Source organism: Vibrio floridensis, from assembly GCF_021852965.1.
Lineage (GTDB): Bacteria > Pseudomonadota > Gammaproteobacteria > Enterobacterales > Vibrionaceae > Vibrio > Vibrio floridensis.
In genome coordinates, this window is sequence record NZ_JAKGCY010000002.1 from 343,132 (window position 1) to 355,528 (window position 12,397).

The 12,397-nt window shown below is 47.0% G+C and carries 9 protein-coding genes; 3 read left to right on the forward strand and 6 right to left on the reverse strand.

Annotation, left to right across the window (positions count from 1 at the left end):
• Nucleotide 1: 1 nt before the first annotated feature.
• Nucleotides 2–1,399 (forward strand): VWA domain-containing protein, encoded by a 1,398-nt coding sequence (locus LZU85_RS05860; RefSeq protein WP_176297669.1) that lies wholly within the window; start codon nucleotides 2–4, stop codon nucleotides 1,397–1,399.
• 102 nt (nucleotides 1,400–1,501) lie between these two features.
• On the opposite strand, the gene LZU85_RS05865 is transcribed toward LZU85_RS05860, so the two are convergent.
• The 3 genes from LZU85_RS05865 to LZU85_RS05875 form a co-directional block, all read right to left on the reverse strand.
• Nucleotides 1,502–2,050 carry a hypothetical protein gene (locus LZU85_RS05865; RefSeq protein WP_176297668.1) on the reverse strand — a complete coding sequence of 183 codons (549 nt, stop codon included), beginning with the start codon at nucleotides 2,048–2,050 and terminating at the stop codon, nucleotides 1,502–1,504.
• Nucleotides 2,051–2,255: 205 nt separating this feature from the next.
• The gene (locus tag LZU85_RS05870; protein WP_176297667.1) at nucleotides 2,256–2,753 is read right to left on the reverse strand and encodes a response regulator; all 498 of its coding nucleotides are present in this window, start codon (nucleotides 2,751–2,753) and stop codon (nucleotides 2,256–2,258) included.
• Entirely contained in the window at nucleotides 2,746–4,689 is a 1,944-nt protein-coding gene (locus LZU85_RS05875) for an ATP-binding protein (RefSeq protein WP_237286654.1), read from the reverse strand. Before LZU85_RS05875 ends, LZU85_RS05870 begins: the two co-directional genes overlap by 8 nt.
• Before the next feature lie 189 nt (nucleotides 4,690–4,878).
• Between LZU85_RS05875 and LZU85_RS05880 the strand changes: the two genes are divergently transcribed.
• Both LZU85_RS05880 and serC read left to right on the forward strand, forming a co-directional pair.
• Entirely contained in the window at nucleotides 4,879–6,138 is a 1,260-nt protein-coding gene (locus LZU85_RS05880; protein WP_237286655.1) for a DUF945 family protein, read from the forward strand.
• A 127-nt stretch (nucleotides 6,139–6,265) separates the two neighbouring features.
• Nucleotides 6,266–7,360 (forward strand): 3-phosphoserine/phosphohydroxythreonine transaminase, encoded by a 1,095-nt coding sequence (gene serC, locus LZU85_RS05885; RefSeq protein WP_237286656.1) that lies wholly within the window; start codon nucleotides 6,266–6,268, stop codon nucleotides 7,358–7,360.
• Between the two features lie 126 nt (nucleotides 7,361–7,486).
• Here serC and cydC read toward each other — a convergent pair whose 3' ends face one another.
• The 3 genes from cydC to trxB form a co-directional block, all read right to left on the reverse strand.
• The gene (gene cydC / locus LZU85_RS05890) at nucleotides 7,487–9,208 is read right to left on the reverse strand and encodes a heme ABC transporter ATP-binding protein/permease CydC (protein ID WP_237286657.1); all 1,722 of its coding nucleotides are present in this window, start codon (nucleotides 9,206–9,208) and stop codon (nucleotides 7,487–7,489) included.
• Nucleotides 9,201–10,988 carry a heme ABC transporter permease/ATP-binding protein CydD gene (cydD, locus tag LZU85_RS05895; RefSeq protein ID WP_237286658.1) on the reverse strand — a complete coding sequence of 596 codons (1,788 nt, stop codon included), beginning with the start codon at nucleotides 10,986–10,988 and terminating at the stop codon, nucleotides 9,201–9,203. The genes cydC and cydD overlap by 8 nt, the downstream gene beginning before the upstream one ends.
• Nucleotides 10,989–11,095: 107 nt before the next feature.
• On the reverse strand, nucleotides 11,096–12,055 hold the full coding sequence (gene trxB, locus LZU85_RS05900) for a thioredoxin-disulfide reductase (RefSeq protein WP_176297661.1): 960 nt from the start codon (nucleotides 12,053–12,055) through the stop codon (nucleotides 11,096–11,098).
• Nucleotides 12,056–12,397 lie beyond the last annotated feature (342 nt).

A 12,397-nucleotide genomic window follows, 5' to 3' on the forward strand; every position in this document is an offset into this window, starting at 1 on the left:
GATGCACAAGCAAGCAGGTGGAATTTCCGTCTTTATGCTGGTGATGTTGGTGAGCATGTTGGTGTTTGCGGCTTGGGTGACGGATGTGATGCGTATTTACAGCGTTCACAACCAAGTGGGCAATGCCACCGACGCTGCGCTTGCTTCCGCCATCATCAGTGAGGTGCCAGAAACAACGGCCGTTGAACTGTTGAATGCCAACCTCAGTTCGGGTGCGGCGAGGCCTTTTGCACAAGGTGTGCGTGTTATACATCAGCGCGATGAACAAGAAGAAAACTTGCAGGTTGAGCTCGATTTTGTGCCCAACTCACTCAATATTGCTGCCACGGAAACAGTGCCTATTAATGCTCAAGCCAAAGCGGGTGTGAGCAGCAACAAGGCGGAAATTGTCTTCATGCTGGATGTTTCAAATTCGATGTCTGGCGAACCGATGGCCAAAACCAAAGAAGCGTTATTGGCTTTTGCCGACAAGCTGTATTCGCGAGGTAATCGCAATCAAAACTACGTAGTGAGCATTGTGCCTGCCTCGGGGAATGTGAATACGGGCCCGATGGAGGAGATCTATCTCGGCACTTTTCGCCGCTACAATCATGCACAAGTGAAGCGAGAAAATGGTTGGAGTGACATGTTTGATAAAGGCAGCGCTCGTGCACCAGCCGTACCAGGGAGAAAACGCAATGCCATGTGTCGCGATCTGGATTACGAAGGAAACAATCCGGGTACACTCGGTTTGCGCTATTTCCGAAACTTGGAGAAACAACCGCAGTTCGCCAGCAACAACTCCAAACGGATAATTCGCCCGATTCACAAACCTGCGGTATTGTTCTTCGATGATGGTACGCCGCTCGATCCGGCGGTCTATCCGTCGACGAACACACGTGAAAACTATCGACCGTTTCATGAAGATAAGGCAATTTTTGATGACATCGAATGCCATGTTAACCCGATCGTACCGTTTATTACTGAGCGCCGACATTTTGAAAGCACCGTTCAACGCTTAGTCCCAGGCATGAATACCAACAACGCCGAGGGAATGGTTTGGGCGTTGCGTCTTTTGTCGCCATATTGGCAGGGCATTTGGGATGCTTCTCGTCCTCAGTTGCCACGGCACTATGATGATGAAAACAGCAGTAAGTACTTGGTGATATTTTCAGATGGCAACCATTTAATTGACCCTGCCTTTCGCGATAAAAAAATGAAGCTGATTTGTACTCAACTAAAACGACCGGGTCGCGATGTGAAAGTCATCACCATCAATTTTGGTGGCGCGGCCAGCCAGAGTTTGATGCAGTCGTGCGCCTCTGGACCGGAGTTTTACCATGTGGCGAGTTTGTTCAGTGTCGAGCGCGTGTTTGAGCAGATCGCCGATCAAGTGATCAGCAGTTCGTTGATAGAGTAATGGCGTAGCGGATAGCGAAAACGGGACGGCAAGACAGAGTCAGAAGAAAAAAAAACCGAGGTGTCTAAGCGCCTCGGTTTATCATCGGTGTACGGATGACGATTAGAACTTAAAGCGAGTGGTAAACATCAATTGGTCATCGTAAAAATCGTTAATGCGCGCTTCTACACCGATTGAAAAGAGTTCCGTCGAATGGAAACGAGCGTACGCAGAACCAATCCAGTCATCGTCGTTATCAATAGAGACGTAACCAACTTTACCACCCACTTCAAGTTGAGGACCAAGCCATTGGCGAATACCTAAGTTCAGTTCCATACCGATGTCTGAACTGCTTGCGTTCGCAGGTTCAACAATGCGCATGAGCATTGCACCAGTCAAATCAGCCCAGTTGTTGATTGGAGAGTGAAAGCCAAAACCTGCCGCTGCGTCGAAATCACTTTCAAACTCTGAATCGATGCGCGCGATGATGTGTGCATTTGGATGGACGGATTTGCTGTAAGCAGCACCAAATGTCATTGGGCTAGCGCCGATACGGGCTTCGACATAGTCGTAACTAAAGTTGCTCATGGTAGCAGGGCGGTTTGGATCTTCCTTCGCCATGGCGTGGCCAGATGCAATCAGCAGAGCTGCAGCTAGAATTGTCTTACGCATAATGATGGTAAACCTTCTTTATTTTGTTACTTCCCGGTTGAGCCTAGGCTGCTCAACGCATAATTCAATTGCGACATCTTAATCAACTTGCAGACAAGTCACCAATAAAAAATGCCATTCTTTTGTCGTCTAGCCAATAATTAAGCAAAATCAATGCCACCTTACCTGTTGCTATTCAGCGAATAACACATTGTTAAACCGCTGGTTATTCACCAAATGAACTGCGCTTTTCTGCCATCGCGTTGAGTATCCGCTCTGGATCCAAGATGGAAGTCCATGACAATAAATTGTCGTCATGTTCAATCACGTAAGAAGTCAGTTGGTTCTTAATTGCCTGACGCAGATCTTCACCATGCCAAGGTTTCGCGATGTAAAAATCTAAGCTGGCATGATTCACCGCTTCGACGGTGTCTTCGAGTCCGGCTTGCCCAGTTAACAGCACTTTTCTTGCTCGCCGTGTATGCTCGTGACTACTGAGCTCAATGAGGAAGCTAATACCAGTTTGTTCGGGCATAATGTGGTCGCACAGAATCAACGCCAGCGGTACACCCTCGTCATCACATTGTTCGATGACGCTGCGGGCTTCAGCGACCGATTCAGCGCCTTCTAGTAGGAAATGCTCTTCAAATGGTGCAAGATCTTGAAGCACGCTATCGAGCACTTCTCTCTCATCATCGACACATAAAATCAGATACTTATTCATGGGATGTTCCTTCTGATAGCAGGGGAAGCCAGATGGTCATGCAGGTGTACTGCTCGGGGATAGAATCCACCTCTATCCAGCCTCCATGGCTATGAATGATTTGATGGCAAATAGACAGACCAATGCCAAGGCCGAAATTACCTTCTTTTTTTGTGGTGTAGTTCAGTTCAAATATGGTGGACTGCTGTTCGAGTGGAATGCCGCACCCATTATCCTTGAACGAAACCGTAACGTACGACTTGTGTTTTGAATCCTGTACTTGGGTTTTGATCTCTAACTGCCCGTGTTCTGGCATCGCATCTAATGCATTGGAAATCATGTTGGTCCACACTTGCTGCAGTGCGATGGGCTGGCAATAGATGGGCGGAAGGTCGCAATAGTCGGTAGTGACTTGATGGCGCTTGAGTTTGTTCTCAAAAATGACCAGGGTATCTTCGATACCTTCGTGGATGTCTGCGATATGTGTTTTTTCATCATCCGCACGCGCATAGCCTTTCAGGCTTTTCACCATATCGGCGATACGACCTGAGCAAACATCAATCGAACGCAAAGCATTTCCGATGAAATGGTAGTGCTCGAGGGTTTCCAATTCTTGAGCTCCTTGTGCTGGTTGGCGTTTGACCCGGCTAAGTAGTTCGGTATCGGAATCGAGTCCTAACGTGACGAGTTTTTTCGCTATCGTGCGGTTATCAATCAACGACATGAGTGCGGTGACTTTTTCCCTTTGTGCCGAGGTCGACATGGGTTTGCTCAGTTTGGCGTTTTCAAGCAAAGCTACGCCTTTCATGGTCAGAGCATCCTGCTTATTGAGTGCCAGCACCTGCTCTAAATGACTGTTGAGGTTCTCTATTCCCCGTAATATGGCGGCAATGGGGTTATTTAGCTCATGCGCGACCCCTGCAACTAACTGCCCAAGCATGGCCATTTTCTCTTTTTCAATCAGTTGCTGATGTGCCGATTCCAAGGACTCGAGGGTTTTTTGCAACTGCAGTTTGGTATTGATACTGCGTTGCAAACGCCGGTTAAAGTGTCGTAGCAACAGGTTGGTAAACAGAGGCAAAAGGTTGGAATCGGATTGCATCACTTGGGCAAAAACGTTGCGATCTAATTTGATCACTTCCGTCTTGGTGAGAGTGAGGGCGGTTGAGAACGATTTCTCGCCGGTGACGAATGACATGCCACCGACCAAGTTGCCTTTTTTGTGTCGTACGACTTCTCTTTGCATCCCCAGTTCATCACGTTTATACAACGCTACTTCGCCTGAGGTGATAAACCAAAGAAATTTGTTCGCTTCGCCTTCGACCGTCAATAAGTGGTCTGGCGAGTAGGTTCGACAGGCGCGAGTTTCGTCTTTCTCTTTGAAAAAGCTTTGCAGTGCGTTGGTGAACCGTTCCGTTAATTCTGCGTCAGAGAGCGTGTGATAATCGTGAATAAAACCCGCTTGGTAATGACGCATCTGATTTTCTATGTGTGCTCTCAACAATCGATTTTGATCGAGCACTGAGCTGTAACTGAGGAGATCCTCTTTTTCGAACTTGAGAATAAATTGCGTTAACTCTTTTAGCGCGGTTTGAAACAGGATTTGATCAGGAAGAGGCTTGGTAAGGCAGTGGTCGAGGCGACCTTCATTTACGGCGGTGAGAATTGCAGCGATGTCACTCGAACAACTGATAAGAATGCGTCTTGCATCTTCTGTTCTTGGGTTGCTATCGAGGCCAATTAAAAACTCCACCCCGTCAAACTCACTGTGATGACTGGCGATCACCAGTGCCATGGTCTGGTTTGCTTGCTCCAAATATTCAATAGCGTTGTGCGCCTCTTCAAGAGAATCTGCGGTAAATACATCAAATTTATGAGCAAACGTCGAGAGCTCTTGGCGAAACTGCTCGATGCTGATTGGATTATTGTCTAAACACAAAATAGCGTAGCGATTCACAGGGCCTCATCATAACGAACAAATAGCGACTAAGATAAGTTAACAGGAAGTGACGAAAATGATTGAGAGCTGAGCTTGAATTTCGTCAGTCATTCTGTTGTTCTTAGCAATAGTCTGATTTATCTCAATGTTTTAACCTAAGCATAGATAAGGTAGACTCAACGCAACTCTTCACAAGTAAGTGACACTATGAACAACTTAAAGAAAATTGGTGCCGTTGGTGGTGCCATCTCCCTTGCACTGTGCTGGCCGCTGGCTGTCGGCCAGATTGGCCAAAATGTAATTGAAGATGCCGTTGAGAACGTTAACGGTGCTCAGCTCAAAGCAGAAATCGTCAAATATGATCGTGGTTACCTCCAGTCATCAGTATTAACTCGTTACACTGTGACGGACCCAATGTTGATTGAACAGCTCACTGTAGATGGTTTACCTCTGGTGTATGAGATGCAGTCGTTGCTCACGCATGGGCTTACATCCATTCGTTCTCAGTCAGATTTGCTGGGAGAGCAGGCGTTACCACTTCGTATTGATGCGACAACGCAGCTCAATGGCAACACGGACTTCGTTGCGATGATGGATAGCTGGCATTTTGTCAGTGACAGTGAAGGTGTTGCGGTTTCTACCGCACCGATGAAGCTGTCTGGCAATGCCACGGTATTGGGTGATGTCGATTTTGTGCTTGATATTCCTTCGATTCAGTTTGATTTTGCCAGTGGTGAGTCGCTGCATGTCGCGAATTTGAGTGGCAATGGCAAAGGCAAACACAAAAAGGGCTATTGGCTTGGACAGCAAGATATTCGCCTAGGTGAGTTCCAAGTTGAAGATGCTTCAGCGCAGCCTTTGTTTGGCGTATACGATGCCCAATATGTGGGTGAAACCACACCTGATGCGAAAGGGGAACGTTTAGCAAGCACGCTTAAATTTAAAGCGACCAAGTTATTGATGTCGGATGGCAGTGAGATCGAAGATCTCAATTTGGATTTTTCATTGACCAATTTAGATATGCAATCTTTCGACAAGCTCATGGATGTTTACCAAAGCGCGAACACACTGACACAAGAGGATGTCGATGGGTTGATGCCCTATGTCGACACGCTGTTTGAGAAAGGGTTTGATGTCGCTGTCACCGATTTATCATTGAAGCTGGGTGAAGGCGTGTTTGAAAATACGTGGAACTTATCGATGCCACAGGGAACGACTCAAGTGACTCAAGATCCAATGAAAATCATGACCTCAATGACGGGTGATCTGAGAACCTTCTTCAGCGATGAATTGATCACTGAATATCCGTTTATTCAAGAAGGGGTGGATGAGTTACTGGTGATGGAACTTTTACAGCAAGTTGAGGGTGGCTACGCGCTAAAAGCGAAAATTGGCGAAGGAAAGCTGATGTTTGACAATGGTCAACAGTTCCCGTTACTTGCATTGTTAATGCCGGCCTTAATGTAATAATTACTCATTTAGGCGGTTTGAATAAAAAAGAGGTCATAAGACCTCTTTTCTTGTTTTTAAGCGATGAAAAACGTGATATTACTTGCAGAGTTTTTCTAAATATCGAGCAGGAGCAAAGAGCGTCATGGAACAAAATACGGACAACGTATTTAACTTTAGTGCCGGACCAGCAGCACTACCTAAGCCTGTAATGCAGCAGGCGCAACAAGAACTGTTGAACTGGCAGGGGCTTGGGACTTCCGTTATGGAAATCAGCCATCGTAGTAAAGAATTTATCGCGGTTGCAGAGCAGTCTGAGCAAGATCTGCGCGATTTGCTCAATATTCCAGATAATTACAAAGTTCTATTCTGCCAAGGTGGTGCGCGCGCTCAATTTGCGGCCGTACCATTAAATTTGCTTGGTGATGCGCCAACCGCCACCTACATAGATGCGGGCTATTGGGCAGAAAGTGCTGTTGAAGAAGCGAAAAAATACTGTCAGCCGGATGTCTTTGTTGCCAAAGCGGAAAAAGAGGGTAAGCAAGCGGTACTACCTGCCTCAGAATGGCAAATTCATCCCGATGCGGCTTACGTGCATTTTTGTCCTAATGAAACCATTGATGGCATTGAGATCAATGATCTTCCAGTGACGGATAAGCCGATCGTTGCCGATATGTCTTCGACCATTTTGTCGCGTGAAATTGATGTATCAAAATACGGTGTGATTTACGCAGGTGCGCAAAAAAATATCGGTCCTTCTGGTATTGCGATTGCCATTGTACGTGACGATTTGCTTGGTTTGGCGAAAGAAGTATTGCCAAGTATTCTCAATTACAAAGTGTTGGCAGAACAAGACTCGATGTTTAACACGCCACCAACTTTTGCCTGGTACTTATCTGGCCTTGTTTTCAAATGGTTGAAAGCACAGGGTGGGGTAAAAGCGATTGAGCAAGTAAACCGTGAGAAAGCGGCGATTTTGTATAACTACATTGATGAGTCCGATTTTTACATCAATAATGTACACCCAGATAACCGTTCATTAATGAATGTGCCGTTCCAAATGGTGAAACCAGAGCTAGACGCAAAATTCTTGAAAGAAGCTGAAGCATTGGGTCTGAAATCACTAAAAGGTCACCGAGTAGTGGGCGGCATGCGCGCCTCCATTTACAACGCAATGCCAATTGAAGGCGTGAAGGCGTTAGTCGATTTCATGCGCCAGTTTGAGCAAGAAAACGCTTAATTTCAGTGCGATAGATGAGAAAAACAAAGGGAAGTGCGTCAGCACTTCCCTTTCTCTTGTTTGCCATTGTCCTATTGATGGCTGAGTAATACTACCCAGCCATTTAAGAGGCGCTGGCGGTGCAGTCTACAGCGTTTGGTTGAGTTCGAAATAGCGACCACGAGCGGCTAAAAGTGCTTGATGGTGACCATATTCGACAATCTCACCTTGTTCGATTAGGCAGATGCTGTCCATTTTGTCGAGGTTGACCAAGCGGTGTGTAATGAAGAGCACGGTTTTTCCGTCAAAGTGCGCTTCAAGTAACTGCATGATCTGCTGTTCCGTCTGCTTATCTAAGCCCTCTGTCGGTTCATCAAGCAGTAAGATTGGTGCATTGTGTAGCAAGGCTCTTGCAATGCCGATACGGCGTTTTTCACCACCGGATAACTGGCGACCACCTTCGCCAAGCCATGCGGATAGCCCGTTATCGTCGAGCAGTTTTTCTAGCCCGACTTTGGTGAGCATGTCAGACAATTGTTCGTCGGTTGCGCTAGGGGAGGCCATCAATAAATTGTCTCGTAACGATCCGTTTAAGATATCTACACGTTGACTGACAACACTGATGGAGCGGCGCAGCTGGCTTTCACTCCACTCGGTGATCGGTTTGCCTGCAAGCAAGATAGAGCCTTGATTAACATCCCAATAACGATTGAGCAGTTGCAGCAAGGTTGATTTTCCTGAGCCCGTTTGGCCGACAATGGCCACTTTGTGCTGGGCTGGAATCGTCAAGCTGACATTGCTCAGGGCCATACTTTGGCTATCCGGGTATTTGAACGATACGGCCTGATAGTCAATAGAGTATTCACCAGAGTGAGCCACATCCTCTTTGGCAAAACGGACTTCAGGTTCAGCCAGAATAACTTCATTGAGGCGACGGGCGGACGTTAAGGTTTGACCAAGGTGCTGGAAAGCGCCCGCAATTGGCATGAGCAGTTCTACGCTTGCCATGGTGGCGAAGGCCACTAGTGCAATCATAGGATCGGGTGCGTTACCACCGACGCCATCTGCGGCAAGCCAAAGCATCAATACCAAGGTCCAACCGTTTGCGAGCATCAATAACGCTTGTGCCAAACCAGAAAAATTGGCGTTAAAGTATTGGTTTTTCAGTAATTTCTCTTGTACATGCAAAATGGCGTGGTGGTAGCGTGATTCGGCACCAAAGAGTGTCAGTTCACTGTAACCTTGCAACCAGTCCAAAGTTGCAACACGCAGCTCTGCTTTATTGTGGGTTAGCGCTTGTCCATTGCTTTTCCCTAGCTTGTAGAAAAGGACAGGCCAGAGTAGCAGTAGCAGAGTCAGAATTGCCCCCAGTGTTAGGCCCAATGTCATATCAAACCAACACAGCACGGCCGTTAAGCCCAGTATGCCAAGTGTGCCGACGACCATAGGGCTGATCAAACGCAAATAAACATGATCCATTGCGTCAATGTCTGCTACCAAGCGGTTAAGCAAATCGGCGTCACGAAGATTGGAGACTCGTCCTGGGATCAGCGGCGCTAACTTAGAGAAAAAGAAAATACGCAGGTCAGTCAAGAGCTTGAAGGTCGCGTTATGGCTGACCACTCTTTCGCCCCAACGTCCCGCTGTTCGTCCCATCGCAAAACCACGCACAAATGCCCCAGGCAGCATGTAGTTGAATGTTTCACGAGCAATGGTCAATCCGGCAATGGCTGCGGCAGAAAGAAACCAGCCTGACAAAGTCAGCAGGCCAATAGAAGCGAACAGCGTTAAAAATGCCAGTAGCATCCCTAGAGAGAGACCAAACCAGTGTTTCTTATACAGTTTTAGGAAGGGAATTAAATCACGCATCAAGATTCCCCTTATCAAGTTGCTTGAGGGCTTGGTTAGCCAATAACATTTCTTGAAACAAGCCTTCTTGATGAGCAAGTTCGTCATAACTGCCTGCTTGAACGATGTCACCGGCACGCATCACAAGGATGGAATCGACTTGTTTAAGCGGCGTTAATTGGTGAGTGACCATGAGTGCTGTTTTACCCGCGATTTGTCCTTCGAGGCCTTGCATCACCAAACGTTCGCTGCGAGCATCGAGGCTAGCTGTGGGCTCATCGAGTAGCCAAAACTGGCCGTTTTGTACCATCGCTCGAGCAAGAGCAAGACGTTGTGCTTGGCCGACGGATAAGCCCCCAGAACGATCAGAAATGGCGTAATCCAATCCGTGCTGGCTGACAAACTCGGCAGCAAATGCATTTTCAAGTGCCACTTGGATATCGGTATCGCTGATATCCGACTTGCCTAAACTGACGTTGTCGCGAATAGTTCCATGGAGTAGCAGCGGATTTTGTCCCACCCAACTGATCTGGCTGCGCCACTGAGCAAGGTCAAGCTCCGTTCTTTCGATGCCATTGATGGTTAATGACCCTTGATAAGGCAAGAATCCCAATAATGCGTTAATCAAGCTGGTTTTCCCTGCACCACTGGGACCGACAAGCGCCGTGGTTTGTTGAGCGGCAATGTTAAAGCTCACCGGGCCAAGTAGCTTTTTTCCTTCCGGTGAAAACACTTCTAAGTGTTCCGCTTTGATGGTGATAGGTTGACCTTGTTCAATTTTTTGCTCGCCGCTGCGCACTGTGCTGACGTCAGTTTCCAAGAACTCAACGATGCTCTCTGCTGCACCCACGGCTTGTTGCTTGGCGTGGTAGAAAGTACCCAGGTCTCGGAGCGGTTGATAAAACTCTGGAGCGAGGATCAAAATAAACAACCCCGAAAACAGAGTGACGCCTGCACCATAGTCGCCGAAGTTAAGTTCGCCGATAAAAGCAAAACCAAAGTAAACGGCAGTGAGAGCAATCGAGATCGAAGTAAAGAATTCGAGAACCGCTGAAGACAAAAAAGCAATTTTCAATACGTCCATCGTTCGAGTACGGAACACTTCGGATGCACCACGCATCACTTCGACTTCAGCATGAGTACGATCAAAAAGGCGAATCGTCGTCATCGCTTGTAAGCGATCATAAAAATGACCAGACAGACGTTGAAGCGCTTTGAAATTTTTTCTGTTGGCGTCGGCAGCTTTAATGCCGACCATCGCCATAAATAGAGGGACCAATGGCGCGGTAATCAAGAAAATGAGCCCCGCAGCCCAGTTGACAGGAAAAACAACAATAAGAATCACAAACGGCACCAGCACGGCTAAGGACATTTGCGGCAGATAGCGAGCAAAGAAATCCTGCATATTCTCAACCTGTTCAAGAACCAAGGTTGCCCATGCGCCAGCTGGCTTGCCTTTGATGTACGCCGGGCCGAGCTCTCGCAGCTTATCGAAAATCAACTGGCGGATGTAGATGCGAATTTGCTCGCCGCAACGGTAGCCAGCGATCTCGCGGCCCCATGAGCAAAGGGCACGCAGGCCAATCAGTGCTACAAGAACGATGAAGTGAGTAATGAGCTGATGTTTGTCGACTTTCTCAATGATTAATTGATGAAGAATGGTGGCGAGCAAGGCGGCTTGTGCCAACAAAAACACACTTGATAGTACGCCAAGGCCAACGGCAATCATTAACCAGCGCTTGGCTAGTTTGCTTTGCTGTTTGAGCCACAGATTCAAGCTGCGTTGTTTCTTTTTATCCATCTTGAAGGCTTAATGATAATTGTTTTACTAAGAGGGGGCCTAGTATACAAAAGAAAGCCCGGCGGGAATACCGCCGGGCTGTAAGGATATGACACAAATGTGAAAAGTTATTTGTCGTTTAGCGAATCTAAGTAACGTTCTGCGTCTAGTGCTGCCATACAACCAGTACCAGCAGACGTGATTGCTTGGCGATAGTTGTGATCCATCACATCACCCGCGGCAAAAATACCTTCGATGCTAGTTTGTGTTGCGTTTCCTTCAAGGCCCGATTTCACCACAATGTAGCCATCTTTCATTTCCAGTTTGCCTTGGAAAATCTGTGTATTTGGCTGGTGGCCAATTGCGATAAATGCGCCCATGACGTCGAGATCTTCGAGTTCGCCAGATTTTACGTCTTTCAAACGTACGCCGGTCACCCCCATATCGTCGCCCAATACCTCTTCTAAAACACGGTCGGTATGAAGAATGATATTGCCGTTCGCCACTTTATCCATCAAACGATTGATAAGGATTTTCTCTGCACGGAAACCGTCACGACGGTGAATCAGGTGAACTTCTGAAGCGATATTGGACAAATAAAGTGCTTCTTCAACCGCAGTATTACCACCACCGACGACCGCCACTTTTTGATTACGGTAGAAAAAGCCGTCGCAGGTTGCACAGGCTGACACGCCACGTCCTTTGAACGTTTCTTCAGACTCCAAACCAAGGTACTTTGCAGACGCGCCCGTAGAAATGATCAGTGCATCACAGCTGTAACTGGCTGCATCACCTTTAAGCACAAATGGACGTGTGGAGAAATCCACTTCGTTAATGTGGTCGAATATAATCTCGGTTTCAAAACGCTCTGCATGCTCTTTCATGCGGTCCATGAGTCCAGGGCCAGTCAGACCTTCAGGATCACCAGGCCAGTTTTCAACTTCGGTTGTCGTGGTTAATTGACCACCTTGTTGCATCCCTGTAATCAGTACAGGGTTGAGGTTTGCTCTCGCCGCGTAAACTGCTGCGGTGTAACCCGCAGGGCCAGAACCTAGAATTAGTAATTTACTGTGTTTAATGTTGCTCATTCGCACTCCCTAGCGGGCAGTTAAGTTTGTTGAGATTGTATGGAAAATTTGGCGCTAATAAAAGAATAAACCAAGAGCTTATAACGAATTTCTGGTTATAGGTTATACCTTCCGATCAGGAATTGTCGAGCGACTGGTCAAGTCCGGGTGTACTCAATCATTTCGTCGTTTTTTGTTTTTTAGAGGTTGTACTTTTCCCATCGAGATAGGATCTCAAATGATTGGTTTTTTGCTTCTATGTATAGCGACATTAGAGAGACGTTTGGTGCTATCTGATTGATTTTTAAGCTACAGTTCTTCCTAGCAGAATACTGAACTGCTTTTTGAAAATGTTAAGTTTTT